The organism is Pseudomonas sp. FBCC-B1667 (assembly GCF_059133255.1).
This window is the reverse complement of record NZ_CP101437.1, coordinates 5546109-5562284: the sequence shown is the minus strand read 5'-3', so window position 1 is coordinate 5562284 and position 16176 is coordinate 5546109. Positions and strand designations below refer to the sequence as shown.

Below are 16176 nucleotides of genomic sequence, written 5' to 3'. Positions count from 1 at the left end.
GGCTGCCATGTTACGTACAATCAACTTCATGGGCGTTCGCAACTTTGCGTTCGGCGTCACATTGTTCCTTACGGCGCTGGCCATTTTCAGTGTCTTCCACAAGGGCATGAACTGGGGCCTGGACTTCACCGGCGGTACGCTCATTGAGCTGACCTACGAGCGTCCGGCTGACGTCACCAAGGTGCGTGAGCAACTGGTGACTTCGGGTTATCACGAAGCCATCGTGCAAAGCTTCGGTGCGACTACCGATTTGCTGGTGCGTATGCCGGGTGAAGATCCGCAACTGGGTCATCAAGTGGCAGAAGCGCTGCTGAAAGTCGGCGGCGACAACCCGGCGACGGTCAAGCGCGTCGAGTTCGTCGGCCCGCAGGTCGGTGAAGAGCTGCGCGACCAGGGCGGCCTCGGCATGCTGATGGCGCTAGGCGGCATCCTGATTTACCTGGCGTTCCGCTTTCAGTGGAAGTTTGCGGTCGGTGCGATCGTTTCGTTGATTCACGACGTGATCGTGACCATCGGTATCCTGTCGTTCTTCCAGATCACCTTCGACCTGACGGTGTTGGCGGCGGTACTGGCGATCATCGGTTACTCGCTCAACGACACCATCGTGGTATTCGACCGGGTTCGTGAGAACTTCCGGGTACTGCGCAGGGCTAGCCTGATCGAGAACATCAACATCTCGACCACGCAAACCCTGCTGCGGACCATGGCAACTTCGATCTCGACGTTGTTGGCGATTGCGGCCCTGCTGTTCTTCGGGGGCGACAACCTGTTCGGCTTCTCCATTGCGCTGTTTGTCGGTGTTCTGGCGGGTACTTACTCGTCGATCTATATCGCGAACGTGGTGCTCATCTGGCTGAACCTGAACAGCGAGGATCTGATTCCTCCTGCGGCGACCGAGAAGGAAGTCGACGACCGTCCATAACGGCCATCGCTTTCCAGCTGTCTGCCAAAAAAGGCGCGAGTTGAACTCGCGCCTTTTTTTATGCTCCAAGGCTGGGAGAAGCGCGGGTTCTTCCCGCATGTGATGGTCAGGAGGTTCATGTGAACAAGTCGTTGCTGGTTGGTGCGGTATTGGGTGCTGTCGGTGTAACTGCCGGGGGTGCTGTTGCCACCTACAGCCTGGTTAAAAGCGGCCCTGAGTATGCGCAAGTACTAGCCGTTGAACCGGTCAAGACACAGATCAAGACGCCACGTGAAGTCTGCAAGGATGTCGCAGTGACTCGGCAAGCGCCGGTCAAGGATCAACACCAGATTGCCGGTACGGTGGTCGGTGCATTAGCAGGTGGTTTGCTGGGTAACCAGATCGGCGGCGGCACCGGCAAGAAGATTGCCACGGTCGCAGGCGCGGTCGGCGGTGGTTACGCAGGCAACAAGGTTCAGGAAGGCATGCAAGAGCGTGACACCTACACCACGACTCAAACTCGCTGCAATACAGTGAATGACATCAGCGACAAGGTCGTAGGTTACGACGTTCGTTATTCGCTGGATGGCAAGGAAGGCAAAGTGCGGATGGATCGTGATCCGGGCAACCAGATTCCGGTCGATAAAGAAGGCAAGCTGGTCCTGTCGCAGAACGAAGAGAACCGCTAAATTTTCAGGTTTAAGTTTCAAAAAAGAAGCACCCTTCGGGGTGCTTTTTTGTGTTCGCAATTCATGAAGCACTCCAATTCCAATGTGGGAGCGGGCTTGCTCGCGAAGGCGGCTTCACATGCAGCATTGATGGGGGCTGATACACCGCTTTCGCGAGCAAGCCCGCTCCCACATTAGGTTTTTGGTGTTTGTGCGACAGTATTCCAGGCATAAAAAAAGCACCCCGAAGGGTGCTTTCTCTGTCGCTGGAAGCTTAGCGCTTCAGCGAGGCTGGCAGGTGCGGCTGGATCGCCGTCAGAACGGCCTTGAAGCATTTGGTGTTACCGGCAACGACGTGGCCTTTCTCAAGGAATTCGTGACCACCGGTGAAGTCGCTGATCAAACCGCCGGCTTCCTGGATCAGCAGGGCGCCTGCAGCCATGTCCCACTCGGACAGGCCGGATTCCCAGAACGCGTCGAAACGACCGGCAGCCACATAGGCCAGGTCCAGGCTCGCCGAACCCGCACGGCGGATGCCGGCAGTCTGGCCAACCAGGGCGCGGAACATGCCCAGGTAGTTTTCGAGGTTGTCCATCTGGTCGTCACGGAACGGGAAGCCGGTACCCAACAGGGCACCGTCCAGGCTGGTGCGACCGCTGACGCGCAGGCGGCGACCGTTCAGTTGAGCGCCGCGACCACGGCTGGCGGTGAATTCTTCCTGGCGAACCGGGTCCAGAACAACAGCGTGTTCCAGGCGACCGCGGTATTTGCAGGCGATGCTGACAGCGAAGTGAGGAATGCCGCGCAGGAAGTTGGTGGTGCCGTCCAGCGGATCGATGATCCACAGGTATTCTTCGCCTTCGATACCGTTGCCGGCGTGCATGCCGGTTTCTTCACCCAGGATCGAGTGGTTCGGGTAGGCCTTGCGCAGCGCATCGATGATTTTCTGTTCGGCGGCGCGATCCACCTCGGATACGTAATCCTTGGCGTCTTTTTCGTCGACCTTGATGGTATCCAGGCGCTCGATGGAGCGGAAAATCAATTCACTGGCGCTGCGGGCGGCGCGCAGCGCGATATTCAGCATGGGCTGCATGGATGTGTCACCTAAGGTTGTTAAAGAAAGCCGGGCATTCTATCAGAACTTTTCTACAGGTGAAGGTCGGTGTTCGCTTTCATAGCTTAACGGTAGTAGGAACTGTAAGATTCGGCTCCTTATTTCTGTGTTCGAGACTGCCTCCCGTGCTGCATAACATTCGTGTCGTCCTGGTCAATACCAGCCATCCCGGCAACATCGGCGGGGCTGCGCGTGCCATGAAGAACATGGGCCTGTCGCGGCTGGTGCTGGTCGAACCGCGGCTATTTCCGCATCACGAAGCCGACGCTCGTGCTTCCGGTGCAGGGGATGTCCTTGAAAGCGCGCAAGTCGTCGCCACCTTGGAAGATGCCTTGGTCGGCTGCAATCTGGTGCTCGGCACCAGTGCTCGCGACCGGCGCATTCCCTGGCCGCTGCTCGATCCCCGCGAATGCGGTGTAAAAGTGGTGGAAGAAGCCGGGCAGGGCGCCGAGATTGCCCTGGTGTTCGGTCGTGAAGATTCTGGCCTGACCAATGAAGAGCTGCAGCGATGTCATTATCACGTGCACATTCCATCAGACCCTGAGTTCAGCTCGCTGAACCTTGGGGCGGCGGTGCAGGTGCTGGGCTATGAAGTGCGCATGTCCTGGCTCGCGGCCCAAGGGCAGCCAAGCAAGGTCGAGAAGGATGAAGTGGCGTCCACCAAAAGTGGTGAGCTGGCGACCATGGATGAGCTGGAGCGATTCTATGAGCACCTGGAACAAACCCTGGTGGCCATCGAATTCCTCGATCCGGAAAAGCCACGGCACTTGATGGCGCGCCTGCGCCGGTTGTACGGACGTAGCTCGGTCAGCCGGGCAGAAATGAACATATTGCGTGGCATCCTCACGGAAACCCAAAAAGCGGCCCGTGGCGAGCTTCTAAAGCGGAAGGATTAATGATGTTTGAGCGTTTGCGTGAAGATATCCAAAGCGTATTCCATCGAGACCCGGCGGCGCGTAACGCTTTTGAAGTTCTGACGTGCTACCCGGGCATGCATGCCATCTGGATTCATCGTCTGTCGTCGGTCTTGTGGCGCGCAGAGCTGAAATGGCTGGCACGGCTGGTGTCGAACTTCGGTCGCTGGTTGACCGGGATCGAGATCCATCCGGGGGCCAGGGTCGGTCGTCGCTTCTTTATCGACCATGGCATGGGCATCGTTATTGGTGAGACCGCCGAGATCGGCAATGACGTCACCCTTTATCAAGGTGTGACCCTGGGCGGAACCAGCTGGAACAAGGGCAAGCGTCACCCGACCCTTGAAGATGGCGTGGTGGTGGGGGCGGGCGCCAAGGTGCTCGGCCCGTTTACGGTCGGCGCGGGTGCCAAGGTCGGATCAAATGCAGTGGTGACCAAGGCTGTTCCTGCCGGGGCGACCGTTGTCGGTATTCCGGGGCGGATCATCGTCAAATCCGATGATGAGCAGGATGCCAAGCGCAAGGCCATGGCCGAGAAGATCGGCTTCGATGCCTACGGTGTGGGCGAAGACATGCCGGACCCTGTAGCGCGTGCCATTGGTCAGTTGCTGGATCACTTGCAGGCGGTCGACGGTCGTCTGGAGGGGATGTGCGGCGCGTTGAAGGATCTGGGCAGTAACTACTGTGCCAAGGATCTGCCTGAACTGCGCGAAGAAGATTTTGCGTGTGTGAAGGATAAGGATCAGAGCCAGGCCGGTTAGGCCGAGTCGACTGCATCGCGAGCAGGCTCACTCCTGCATTTGAAATGCGTTCCCCTATAGGAATGAGCCTGCTCGCGAAGAACGATAACGCGCAATTGCTGGCTGTAGCCACCCAGCCTTTGCTATGATGCTGCCGCTCTTTTGCGGGTAAACCTGACTAAAGTACTAGGTCTTATAGTTGACTTAAATACTCGGGAATTGCATACTCGCCCCATTCCGAACTCCGTGGTAATTGTCCATGCGACTGACTACAAAAGGCCGATACGCCGTGACCGCCATGCTCGACCTGGCGTTGCACGCGCAGCACGGGCCGGTGTCCCTGGCCGATATCTCCGAGCGCCAAGGCATCTCCCTGTCCTACCTCGAACAGCTTTTCGCCAAATTGCGCCGCAGCAATCTGGTGTCCAGCGTCCGTGGTCCGGGCGGCGGCTACCAACTGTCCCGCGAGATGCAGGGCATCCAGGTCGCCCAGGTGATCGATGCGGTGAACGAATCAGTAGATGCCACCAAATGCCAGGGCCAAGGCGATTGCCATTCAGGCGACACCTGCCTGACTCACCACTTGTGGTGTGACTTGAGCCTGCAGATTCACGAATTTCTGAGCGGTATCAGCTTGGCTGACCTTGTGACTCGCCGTGAGGTACAAGACATAGCCCAGCGTCAGGACCAGCGCCGTTGCAACAGCAAGGCGCCGCGCCTGGACAAGATTGAAGCGTCCGCCGTCGAATGACAGCCAAAGAGCTAACGGCACGCCAGCCAGCCTGATTTAGGAGATAGTCCATGAAATTGCCGATTTACCTTGATTACTCTGCGACCACCCCGGTTGATCCGCGTGTTGCGCAAAAAATGAGTGAATGCCTGCTGGTTGACGGAAACTTCGGTAACCCGGCGTCCCGTTCCCACGTGTTCGGCTGGAAAGCTGAAGAGTCCGTCGAAAACGCCCGTCGTCAGGTCGCCGACCTGGTCAACGCCGATCCGCGTGAAATCGTCTGGACCTCCGGTGCCACCGAATCCGACAACCTGGCAATCAAGGGTGCGGCGCATTTCTATGCGACCAAAGGCAAACACCTGATCACCACCAAGATTGAGCACAAGGCTGTCCTCGACACCATGCGCCAACTGGAGCGTGAAGGTTTCGAAGTGACCTACCTCGAGCCTCAGACTGATGGTCTGGTAACGCCGGCGATGATCGAAGCGGCTCTGCGTGAAGACACCATCCTGGTCTCGGTCATGCACGTGAACAACGAAATCGGCACCATCAACGACATCGAAGCCATCGGCGAGCTGACCCGCTCCAAGGGCATCCTGTTCCACGTTGACGCCGCTCAGTCCACCGGCAAGGTCGACATCGACCTGTCGAAGCTGAAAGTCGACCTGATGTCGTTCTCTGCCCACAAAACCTACGGCCCTAAAGGCATCGGCGCGCTGTACGTCAGCCGCAAGCCGCGTGTTCGCATCGAAGCGACCATGCACGGCGGCGGTCACGAGCGTGGCATGCGTTCCGGCACCCTGGCGACCCACCAGATCGTCGGCATGGGTGAAGCCTTCCGTGTAGCCAAAGAAGACATGGCTGCCGAAAACGTGCGCATCAAAGCCCTGAGCGACCGCTTCTTCAAACAGGTCGAAGGCCTGGAAGAGCTGTACATCAACGGCAGCATGACCGCCCGCGTTCCGCACAACCTGAACCTGAGCTTCAACTACGTCGAAGGCGAGTCGCTGATCATGGCGCTCAAGGATCTGGCTGTTTCGTCCGGTTCGGCCTGCACCTCGGCATCGCTTGAGCCTTCGTACGTACTGCGTGCCCTGGGCCGCAACGACGAACTGGCACACAGCTCGATTCGCTTCACCTTCGGCCGTTTCACCACCGAAGAAGAAATCGACTACGCCGCGCAGAAAGTCTGCGAGGCCGTTACCAAGCTGCGCACTCTGTCGCCGCTGTGGGACATGTACAAAGACGGTGTCGACATTTCGAAAATCGAGTGGGCGGCACACTGATTTCAAGTCGCCGCGAACCAGCCCTGTACAACCCAGGTTGGCAGGGCTTTAAGAGCGACTCTCTGATGAGTGAGGATTAAGCATCATGGCTTACAGCGAAAAGGTCATCGACCACTACGAAAACCCGCGCAACGTCGGCAAGATGGACGCGGAAGACCCTGATGTCGGCACCGGCATGGTCGGCGCTCCGGCGTGCGGCGACGTTATGCGCCTGCAAATCAAGGTCAACGAGCAAGGCATCATCGAAGACGCCAAGTTCAAGACTTACGGTTGCGGTTCGGCTATCGCCTCCAGCTCCCTCGCTACCGAGTGGATGAAAGGCAAGACCCTGGACGAAGCCGAGACCATCAAGAACACTCAACTGGCTGAAGAACTGGCCCTGCCGCCAGTGAAAATCCACTGCTCCGTACTCGCTGAAGACGCTATTAAAGCGGCCGTTCGTGACTACAAGCAGAAGAAAGGCTTGATCTGACTTTCAGGTTTTGGCGACGAGTAAGGAGTCACCGATGGCTATCAGCATGACAGAAGCGGCTGCTCGACACGTGCGGCGCTCCCTCGACGGGCGCGGCAAAGGTGAAGGGATTCGTCTGGGTGTTCGCACCACAGGCTGTTCCGGCCTTGCCTACGTGCTGGAGTTTGTCGACGAGGTGGTTGAAGAGGATCAGGTGTTCGAAAGTCACGGTGAAAAAGTGATTATCGACCCAAAGAGCCTGGCCTACCTGGACGGCACCGAACTCGATTTCGTCAAGGAAGGGTTGAACGAAGGCTTCAAGTTCAACAACCCCAACGTCCGCGGTGAATGTGGCTGCGGCGAAAGCTTCAACATCTGAGGCTTGTCGTGGGTACTCCTTGTCATTTCGCTTTATTTGAGCTGCAACCGAGTTTCAATCTGGACCTCGACCAGCTGGCTACGCGCTACCGTGAGTTGGCGCGCAGTGTTCATCCGGACCGCTTTGCTGACGCTTCCGAGCGTGAGCAGCGGTTGGCGCTAGAGCAATCCGCGAGCCTCAACGAGGCCTACCAGACGCTCAAAAGTCCCCCTAAGCGTGCACGTTACCTGCTCGCTTTGAATGGTGGCGAGCTGCCGCTGGAGGTCACGGTGCATGATCCGGAGTTTCTTCTGCAGCAGATGGAGCTGCGTGAAGAGCTCGAAGACCTGCAAGACAGTGCCGATCTGGCCGGTGTTGCGGTGTTCAAGCGGCGCCTGAAGACCGCGCAGGATGTACTGAACCAAAGCTTCGCGGCTTGTTGGGATGATGCGGCTCACCGTGAACAGGCCGAACGCCTGATGCGGCGCATGCAGTTCCTCGACAAGCTCACCTACGAAGTGCGCCAGTTAGAAGAGCGCCTCGACGATTAACCCAGTGCCGCTCCGGTCGCACGCCTGATATACAGATAAGTCCTGATACCAATGGCCCTACTGCAGATCGCCGAACCCGGCCAAAGTCCTCAACCGCACCAGCGTCGTCTGGCTGTAGGGATCGACTTGGGCACTACCAATTCGCTGGTCGCTGCGTTGCGCAGTGGTCTTTCCGAACCTCTGGCTGACGCTGACGGGCAGGTCATCCTGCCGTCTGCCGTGCGCTATCACGCTGATCGCGTCGAAGTCGGCGAATCCGCCAAGCGGGCTGCCGCGACCGATCCTTTGAACACTGTGCTGTCGGTCAAGCGCTTGATGGGTCGTGGTCTGTCCGACGTCAAGCAATTGGGCGATCAACTGCCGTACCGCTTTGTCGGCGGCGAATCGCACATGCCGTTCATCGACACCGTGCAGGGGCCGAAAAGCCCGGTCGAAGTCTCCGCCGATATCCTCAAGGTGCTGCGTCAGCGCGCTGAAGCGACGTTGGGTGGCGAGTTGGTCGGCGCGGTGATCACCGTTCCCGCCTATTTCGATGATGCGCAGCGTCAAGCCACCAAGGATGCGGCCAAACTGGCCGGTCTGAACGTGCTGCGTTTGCTCAATGAGCCCACCGCGGCCGCTGTGGCTTACGGTCTGGATCAGCACGCTGAAGGCCTGGTCGCCATTTATGACCTGGGCGGCGGCACCTTCGATATTTCGATTCTGCGCCTGACCGGCGGTGTGTTTGAAGTCCTCGCTACCGGTGGCGATAGCGCGCTGGGCGGCGATGACTTTGATCACGCAATTGCTGGCTGGATCATCGAGAGCGCCGGTTTGTCCGCCGATCTCGATCCGGGCGCGCAGCGTCAACTGTTGCAAACAGCCTGCGCTGCCAAAGAAGCGCTGACTACCGCCTCGTCGGTCGAAGTGGCTCATGGTGGCTGGAAAGCCGAGCTGACCCGCGAAGCGTTCGATGCGCTGATCGAGCCGATGGTTGCTCGCAGCCTGAAAGCCTGCCGCCGCGCCGTGCGTGATTCTGGTGTCGAACTGGAAGAAGTGCACGCGGTGGTCATGGTTGGTGGCTCGACGCGTGTGCCTCGCGTTCGCGAAGCGGTCGCTGAAGCCTTTGGTCGTCAACCGCTGACCGAAATCGATCCGGATCAAGTGGTGGCCATCGGTGCCGCGATCCAGGCCGATACCCTGGCTGGCAACAAGCGCGATGGCGAAGAACTGCTGTTGCTCGACGTGATTCCGTTGTCTCTGGGGCTCGAAACCATGGGCGGCCTGATGGAGAAGGTGATTCCGCGCAACACCACCATCCCCGTCGCTCGCGCCCAGGACTTCACTACCTACAAAGACGGCCAGTCGGCCATGGCGATCCACGTGTTGCAGGGTGAGCGCGAGCTGATCAGCGACTGCCGCTCCCTGGCGCGCTTTGAATTGCGCGGCATTCCAGCGATGGTGGCCGGTGCCGCGAAGATTCGCGTGACCTTCCAGGTCGATGCCGACGGTCTGCTCAGCGTATCGGCCCGTGAATTGGGTTCAGGTGTTGAGGCCAGCATTCAGGTCAAGCCGTCCTACGGCCTGACCGACGGCGAAATCGCCAAAATGCTCAAGGATTCGTTCCAGCATGCCAATGACGATAAAGTCGCCCGTGTACTGCGTGAGCAGCAAGTCGACGCTCAGCGCCTGATCGAAGCGGTGCAGGCTGCTCTGGAGGCTGATGGCGAGCGCTTGCTGGATGCCGAAGAGCGTCTGGTCATCGACATGCAAGTGCAGGAATTGACCGAACTGATGAAAGGTTCCGATGGTTACGCCATCGAGCAGCAGACCAAGCGTCTGTCGCAAGTGACCGATGCCTTTGCTGCCCGCCGCCTGGACTCGACGGTGAAAGCCGCGCTGGCGGGGCGCAACCTGAACGAGATTGAGGAATAACGATGCCGCAGGTCATTTTTCTGCCACACGAGAAGTTTTGCCCGGAAGGCATGGTTGTGGAGGCTGAGCCCGGTATATCCATTCTTGAACTGGCGCACGAACACCATATCGAGATGGAAAGTGCCTGTGGCGGCGTCTGTGCCTGCACCACGTGTCATTGCCTGATTCGTGAAGGCTTTGACTCGCTGGAAGAGGCTGACGAGCTGGAAGAAGACTATCTTGATAAGGCTTGGGGGCTGGAAGCTCAGTCCCGCCTGGCGTGTCAGGCGATTGTCGGGACTGAAGACCTGACCGTCGAAATTCCGAAGTACTCGCTCAACCACGCAGCCGAAGCGCCGCACTGATTCAAGGAATTGTCATGAGTCTGAAGTGGACTGATGTGCTGGAGATTGCGATCCAGCTGGCTGAAAGCAAGCCCGACGTTGACCCTATTTCGGTCAACTTCGTCGATCTGCGCAAATGGGTGATGGAATTGCCCGAGTTCGACGACAAGCCTGAGCATTGTGGCGAAAAGGTTCTGGAGGCCATTCAGGCCAACTGGATCGAAGAACGCGACTGAGCCACGCTGCAGGTTAGGCAATACCAAAGAACCCGCGTATAATTCGCGGGTTTAATTTTTCACAAATTACCGTTTCTGGAGTTACACCATGGCTGTTCAACGTACTTTCTCCATCATCAAGCCTGACGCTGTTGCTAAAAACGTCATCGGCGAGATCACCACTCGTTTCGAAAAAGCAGGCCTGCGCGTTGTAGCTTCGAAACTGAAGCAACTGTCCAAAGCTGAAGCTGAAGGCTTCTACGCTGAACACAGCGCTCGTGGTTTCTTCGGCGACCTGGTTGCTTTCATGATCTCCGGCCCGGTTGTTGTTCAGGTTCTGGAAGGCGAAAACGCTATCGCTCTGAACCGTGAGCTGATGGGCGCTACCAACCCTAAAGAAGCTGCTGCCGGCACCATCCGTGCGGACTTCGCTGACTCCATCGATGCCAACGCTGTACACGGTTCGGACTCCGAAGCCGCTGCTGCTCGCGAAATCTCGTACTTCTTCGCAGCTACTGAAGTAACCACTCGCTAAGCATTGGCTTAAGAGTGAAGGTGAATCCATGACTACATCGACTGTAAAAACCAACCTGCTGGGTCTGACTCAACAGGAAATGGAACAATTCTTCGACTCGATCGGGGAGAAGCGTTTCCGTGCCGGTCAGGTAATGAAATGGATTCACCACCTTGGCGTCGATGATTTCGACGCCATGACGAACGTCAGCAAAGCCTTGCGCGACAAGCTCAAGGTGATTGCTGAAGTTCGCGGTCCTGAAGTGGTCAGCGAGGACATTTCCACCGATGGCACCCGTAAGTGGGTGGTGCGTGTGGCGTCCGGCAGCTGCGTCGAGACCGTGTACATTCCCCAGGGCAAGCGCGGCACTTTGTGCGTTTCGTCCCAGGCAGGCTGTGCCCTGGACTGCAGTTTCTGCTCCACCGGCAAGCAAGGTTTCAACAGCAACCTCACCGCCGCCGAAGTCATCGGTCAGGTGTGGATTGCCAATAAATCGTTCGGCAGCATCCCGGCAACTGCCGACCGTGCCATCACCAACGTGGTGATGATGGGCATGGGTGAGCCGCTGCTGAACTTCGACAACGTCGTCGCGGCCATGCACCTGATGATGGACGACCTGGGCTACGGCATTTCCAAGCGCCGTGTGACCCTGTCGACCTCCGGCGTGGTGCCGATGATCGATGAGCTGTCCAAGCACATTGACGTCTCCCTGGCGTTGTCGCTGCACGCACCAAATGACGCATTGCGTAACCAATTGGTGCCGATCAACAAGAAATATCCGCTTAAGATGCTGCTCGAGTCGTGCCAGCGCTACATGTCGTCCCTGGGCGAAAAACGCGTGCTGACCATCGAGTACACCTTGCTCAAGGACATCAACGACAAGGTTGAACACGCCGTTGAGATGATCGAACTGCTCAAGAACATCCCGTGCAAGATCAACCTGATTCCGTTTAACCCGTTTCCGCATTCCGGTTACGAGCGCCCGAGCAACAACGCGATTCGCCGGTTTCAGGATCAGCTTCACCATGCAGGCTTCAATGTCACCGTACGCACCACCCGCGGTGAAGACATCGATGCCGCATGTGGCCAATTGGTAGGGCAGGTGCTGGATCGCACCCGCCGCAGCGAACGTTATATCGCCGTGCGCGAGTTGAGCGCCGAAAACGATATGGCGACAAACGCTGCGAAATAATTAAAGAGAGGATCTCTATGTCCCTGCGCTTCGCGCTGCTTTTGCTGTGGGCCAGCCTATGTGCTGGATGTGTCCTGTCGGGCGATTTCAACCCGATGAAGACCAGCAAGGGGCGCGATGAAGCGCGTGTGGCTTATGTGCAATTGGGGTTGGGGTACTTGCAGCAGGGGATGACCGAACGTGCCAAAGTCCCGCTGAAAAAGGCGTTGGAGCTGGATGACTCGGACCCTGATGCCAATGCGGCGCTGGGGCTGGTGTTCCAGGCCGAAATGGAGCCAGAACTGGCCGACCAGCATTTCCGCAAGGCCCTGTCGTCCCGCCCCAACGACGCACGAATCCTGAACAATTACGGCAGTTTTCTTTTCGAAGAAAAACGTTACAAAGAGGCGTACGAGCGCTTTGAACAGGCCGCCGCCGATACGCTGTACCCTGAGCGTTCGCGAGTATTCGAGAACCTGGGCATGACCGCTTCAAAGCTGGGTGAGCGAGATCTCGCGCAGCAGCAACTCGAAAAAGCCCTGCGTTTGAATCGCCAACAGCCACGTGCATTGCTCGAAATGGCTGAGTTGTCCTTCGAAGACAGGCATTATGTGCCCGCGCGTGACTATTACGATCGTTTTAGCCTGCTGGCCGAGCAAAATGCACGTAGTCTATTGCTCGGCGTTCGGCTGGCAAACGTGTTCGAAGATCGCGACAAGGCCGCAAGTGCTGGCCTGCAACTAAAACGACTCTATCCCGGTACGCCGGAATATCAGCAATACCTGTCGGAGCAATGATGAAAGCGGCGCATCCCGAAGTTGTAGCAGCGAATCGCGTTAACCCCGGTGAGACTTTGCGCCAGGCCCGCGAAAGCAATGGCTGGTCGCTGGCTGAAGTGGCCCTCAAGCTCAACCTCACCGTTACTTCCCTGAGCAATCTTGAAGCCGGCGCATTCGACAAGTTGCCTGGGCATACCTTTGCTCGCGGTTATATCCGTGCGTACGCCAAATTGCTGGGCATGGACCAGGCCGTTCTTGTGCAGCAATTCGACCAGTCCACCGGCACCGATTCCAAGGGCAGTAGCGTCCACAGCCTGGGGCGTATCGAAGAGCCGGTGCGGGTTTCCCATACCATTTTGCGCATTGTCAGTCTGTTGTTGCTGATTGCGGTGATTGGTGGCGGTTTTGTTTGGTGGCAGGATCAAACCTCACTGCGCACCAAGGAGTCGATCGGCCTGGCCCCGGAGCACGTTGAAGTGGAAGGCGCCGACGGCACTACCCAAATCCATCCGCTGGACGAACCGGAAGACCAGGCCGTCGCGGAAGGTCAGGCTGAAGGCACTACGTCGCTGGCATTGCCACAAGCCGGGACCTCCTCTGACGCGCCGGCTGAAGCTGAAGCAACCGCGCCTGCTGCTCCGGTAGCACCGGCACCGGTGGCCCCGACGCATAATGCCGCTCCTGTTGTTGCCGCTCCAGCGCACAACAGTGCCCCTGTGGTTGCAACACCGACTGCTCCGGCGCCGGCTGTTCCTGCGGTTCCCGCACCAGTAGTGACCGCTGCGGTTGCTCCAGCCGCCCAGACGTCGGTTGCGACGGCGCCAGTGGCCGGCCAGGGCCAGGTTCAGTTGCAGTTCACCGCCGATTGCTGGACGCAAGTGACCGATGGCACCGGCAAGGTGCTGTTGAGTGGTCTCAAGCGTAAAGGCGATAGCGTTTCCGTCAGCGGCAAGCCGCCGTTTGCCGTGCGCCTGGGCTTCGCCCGTGGTGCACAGGTCAGCTACAACGGTCAGGCGGTTGATGTCGCTCCGTTCACCAGTGGCGAGACTGCTCGCCTGAAGTTGGGTCAATAAGTCATGCACGGCGAATCTCCAATCAAACGTCGCGAATCCCGCAAGATCTGGGTCGGTAACGTGCCTGTTGGCGGCGATGCGCCTATCGCTGTGCAGAGCATGACCAACAGCGACACCAATGACGTTGCCGCGACCGTGGCCCAGATCAATCGTCTGGAAGCCGCTGGCGTCGATATCGTGCGCATTTCCGTGCCGGACATGGATGCCGCCGAAGCCTTCGGCAAGATCAAGCAACTGGTCAAAGTACCGTTGGTGGCCGACATTCATTTCGACTACCGGATCGCGTTGCGCGTCGCCGAGTTGGGGGTGGATTGCCTGCGGATCAACCCGGGCAATATCGGTCGCGAAGACCGCGTCCGCGCGGTGGTCGATGCCGCCCGTGATCGTGGGATTCCGATCCGCATCGGCGTCAACGCCGGCTCCCTGGAAAAAGACCTGCAAAAGAAATACGGCGAGCCGACCCCGGCTGCGCTGGTCGAATCTGCCCTGCGCCACGTCGAGCACCTCGAACGCCTGAATTTCCAGGACTTCAAGGTCAGCGTGAAGGCGTCCGACGTGTTCATGGCCGTCGAAGCCTATCGCCTGCTGGCCAAGGAAATCGTTCAGCCGCTGCACCTGGGCATCACCGAAGCGGGTGGTTTGCGTTCAGGCACAGTGAAATCCGCTGTGGGCCTCGGTATGCTGCTCGCCGAAGGGATTGGCGATACCATTCGCATCTCGTTGGCGGCTGACCCGGTCGAGGAAGTGAAAGTCGGCTACGACATTCTCAAATCCCTGCATCTGCGTTCCCGTGGCATCAACTTCATCGCCTGCCCGAGCTGCTCGCGGCAGAACTTCGATGTGGTCAAGACCATGAACGAGCTGGAAGGGCGCCTCGAAGACCTGCTGGTGCCGCTGGATGTCGCGGTCATCGGATGCGTGGTCAACGGGCCGGGTGAAGCCAAGGAAGCCCATATCGGCTTGACCGGCGGCACGCCAAACCTGATTTACATCGACGGCAAGCCGTCGCAGAAACTGACGAATGACAATCTGGTGGATGAGCTTGAACGCTTGATCCGCCAGAAAGCGGCCGAAAAGGTCGAAGCTGACGCTGCCGTTATTGCGCGTGGCTGAGCCGGACTCAAGAGCCGAACGAATTTAAGGATTTATTGTGAGCAAGTCTCTGCAAGCCATTCGTGGCATGAACGACATCCTGCCCGAACAGACACCCCTGTGGCGTCATTTCGAGGGCACCGTTTCGCGTCTGCTGGATAACTACGGTTACAAGCAGATCCGCATGCCGATCGTCGAGTTCACCGAGCTGTTCAAGCGCTCGATCGGTGAAGTGACCGACATCGTCGAAAAAGAGATGTACACCTTCGAAGATCGCAACGGCGACTCCCTGACCCTGCGTCCGGAAGGCACGGCGGCGTGCGTGCGCGCAGTGCTTGAGCACGGCATCACCGGCGGTGGACAGGTGCAGAAACTCTGGTACATCGGCCCGATGTTCCGTCACGAGCGTCCACAAAAAGGCCGTTATCGCCAGTTTCACCAGATCGGTGTCGAAGTGTTCAACCTCGACGGTCCGGACATCGATGCCGAGCTGATCGTGCTGACCTGGCGTCTGTGGGGCGAGCTGGGGATTCGTGACGCAGTCAAGCTCGAGCTCAACAGCCTGGGCACTGCCGAGTCCCGTGGTCGCTATCGTGAGGCGCTGGTCGAGTTCCTGTCCGCGCATCTGGACAAGCTGGACGAAGACAGCCAGCGTCGTCTGAAAACCAACCCGTTGCGGGTTTTGGATACCAAGAACGCCGACACACAAGCGATCCTGGTCGACGCGCCGAAAATGGCCGACTACCTGGACGACGAGTCCCGTGTGCACTTCGAGGGCCTCAAAGCTCGTCTGGACGCCGCCGGCATTCCTTATGTGATCAACCCGAAGCTGGTTCGCGGGCTGGATTACTACAGCAAGACCGTTTTTGAATGGGTCACCGACAAGTTGGGCGCCCAGGGCACCGTGTGTGCCGGTGGTCGTTACGACGGTCTGGTCGAGCAGATGGGCGGCAAGCCGACCACGGGGGTTGGTTTCGCCATGGGCATCGAGCGCCTGGTTTTGTTGCTTGAGACCCTGGAGCAGATCCCGGAAGAAATCTCCCGTCAGGTCGACGTCTACCTCTGCGCCTTCGGCGAAGCGGCGGAACTCGCCGGCCTGACCCTGAGCGAACGTGTTCGTGATCAATTGCCCAACCTGCGCCTGCAAGTCAATGCCGGCGCCGGCAGCTTCAAAAGCCAGTTCAAGAAGGCCGACAAGAGCGGTGCGCTGTATGCGCTGATCCTCGGTGACGATGAGATGGCCCAGCAAGTGGTAGGTTTCAAACCCCTGCGTGGCCAGGGCGAACAACAAAGCATTGCCTGGGATGCGCTTGCTGCACACCTGGCCACCTGCGTCGTGCAGGGTTGAAGCTGTCAAACAGCCGATTTAGCGATTAAGGAGT

General features: G+C 58.4%; 19 protein-coding genes. 18 read left to right on the top strand and 1 reads right to left on the bottom strand.

The features are described 5' to 3' along the window. The first annotated feature begins 7 nt into the window (after positions 1-7). The gene (secF, locus tag NL116_RS25675) at positions 8-922 is read left to right on the top strand and encodes a protein translocase subunit SecF (RefSeq protein WP_494374598.1); all 915 of its coding nucleotides are present in this window, start codon (positions 8-10) and stop codon (positions 920-922) included. A 119-nt stretch (positions 923-1041) separates the two neighbouring features. Beyond that, the gene (locus NL116_RS25670; RefSeq protein ID WP_027922743.1) at positions 1042-1590 is read left to right on the top strand and encodes a glycine zipper 2TM domain-containing protein; all 549 of its coding nucleotides are present in this window, start codon (positions 1042-1044) and stop codon (positions 1588-1590) included. A gap of 253 nt (positions 1591-1843) precedes the next feature. Here the strand turns inward: NL116_RS25670 and suhB are convergent, their stop codons facing one another. Continuing rightward, entirely contained in the window at positions 1844-2662 is an 819-nt protein-coding gene (gene suhB / locus NL116_RS25665; RefSeq protein WP_483842894.1) for a type III secretion system regulator SuhB, read from the bottom strand. A 146-nt stretch (positions 2663-2808) separates the two neighbouring features. Between suhB and trmJ the strand changes: the two genes are divergently transcribed. The 16 genes from trmJ (at position 2809) to hisS (ending at position 16142) form a co-directional block, all read left to right on the top strand. Beyond that, positions 2809-3579, top strand: coding sequence for a tRNA (cytosine(32)/uridine(32)-2'-O)-methyltransferase TrmJ (gene trmJ, locus NL116_RS25660; protein WP_494374597.1), 771 nt, complete (start codon positions 2809-2811; stop codon positions 3577-3579). Positions 3580-3581: 2 nt separating this feature from the next. Further along, positions 3582-4358 carry a serine O-acetyltransferase gene (cysE, locus tag NL116_RS25655; RefSeq protein WP_494374596.1) on the top strand — a complete coding sequence of 259 codons (777 nt, stop codon included), beginning with the start codon at positions 3582-3584 and terminating at the stop codon, positions 4356-4358. Between the two features lie 238 nt (positions 4359-4596). Further along, positions 4597-5088, top strand: a complete 492-nt coding sequence (gene iscR, locus NL116_RS25650) for a Fe-S cluster assembly transcriptional regulator IscR (protein WP_027922748.1) — start codon at positions 4597-4599, stop codon at positions 5086-5088. 50 nt (positions 5089-5138) lie between these two features. Then, positions 5139-6353, top strand: a complete 1215-nt coding sequence (locus NL116_RS25645; protein ID WP_494374595.1) for an IscS subfamily cysteine desulfurase — start codon at positions 5139-5141, stop codon at positions 6351-6353. 85 nt (positions 6354-6438) lie between these two features. After that, on the top strand, positions 6439-6825 hold the full coding sequence (gene iscU, locus NL116_RS25640) for a Fe-S cluster assembly scaffold IscU (protein ID WP_003443374.1): 387 nt from the start codon (positions 6439-6441) through the stop codon (positions 6823-6825). 34 nt (positions 6826-6859) lie between these two features. Further along, a complete protein-coding gene (gene iscA / locus NL116_RS25635) occupies positions 6860-7183 on the top strand; it encodes an iron-sulfur cluster assembly protein IscA (protein WP_027922750.1) in 324 nt (107 codons plus the stop codon). Between the two features lie 8 nt (positions 7184-7191). Next, a complete protein-coding gene (hscB, locus tag NL116_RS25630) occupies positions 7192-7713 on the top strand; it encodes a co-chaperone HscB (protein WP_494374594.1) in 522 nt (173 codons plus the stop codon). A gap of 51 nt (positions 7714-7764) precedes the next feature. After that, positions 7765-9627: a Fe-S protein assembly chaperone HscA gene (gene hscA, locus NL116_RS25625; RefSeq protein ID WP_494374593.1), complete on the top strand. Its 1863-nt coding sequence runs from the start codon at positions 7765-7767 to the stop codon at positions 9625-9627. Positions 9628-9629: 2 nt separating this feature from the next. Further along, the gene (gene fdx, locus NL116_RS25620) at positions 9630-9971 is read left to right on the top strand and encodes an ISC system 2Fe-2S type ferredoxin (protein WP_494374592.1); all 342 of its coding nucleotides are present in this window, start codon (positions 9630-9632) and stop codon (positions 9969-9971) included. 14 nt (positions 9972-9985) lie between these two features. After that, a complete protein-coding gene (gene iscX / locus NL116_RS25615) occupies positions 9986-10186 on the top strand; it encodes a Fe-S cluster assembly protein IscX (protein WP_494374591.1) in 201 nt (66 codons plus the stop codon). 88 nt (positions 10187-10274) lie between these two features. Next, the gene (ndk, locus tag NL116_RS25610) at positions 10275-10700 is read left to right on the top strand and encodes a nucleoside-diphosphate kinase (RefSeq protein ID WP_007916882.1); all 426 of its coding nucleotides are present in this window, start codon (positions 10275-10277) and stop codon (positions 10698-10700) included. Between the two features lie 28 nt (positions 10701-10728). Further along, positions 10729-11871: a dual-specificity RNA methyltransferase RlmN gene (rlmN, locus tag NL116_RS25605; RefSeq protein ID WP_494374590.1), complete on the top strand. Its 1143-nt coding sequence runs from the start codon at positions 10729-10731 to the stop codon at positions 11869-11871. A gap of 17 nt (positions 11872-11888) precedes the next feature. Beyond that, entirely contained in the window at positions 11889-12647 is a 759-nt protein-coding gene (pilW, locus tag NL116_RS25600; protein ID WP_059182202.1) for a type IV pilus biogenesis/stability protein PilW, read from the top strand. Beyond that, positions 12647-13702, top strand: coding sequence for a RodZ domain-containing protein (locus NL116_RS25595; protein ID WP_494374589.1), 1056 nt, complete (start codon positions 12647-12649; stop codon positions 13700-13702). The genes pilW and NL116_RS25595 overlap by 1 nt, the downstream gene beginning before the upstream one ends. 3 nt (positions 13703-13705) lie before the next feature. Further along, complete coding sequence (gene ispG, locus NL116_RS25590) at positions 13706-14815, top strand: flavodoxin-dependent (E)-4-hydroxy-3-methylbut-2-enyl-diphosphate synthase (RefSeq protein ID WP_007944259.1); 1110 nt, start codon at positions 13706-13708, stop codon at positions 14813-14815. Positions 14816-14852: 37 nt separating this feature from the next. Beyond that, entirely contained in the window at positions 14853-16142 is a 1290-nt protein-coding gene (hisS, locus tag NL116_RS25585) for a histidine--tRNA ligase (protein ID WP_059182204.1), read from the top strand. Positions 16143-16176: the final 34 nt, after the last annotated feature.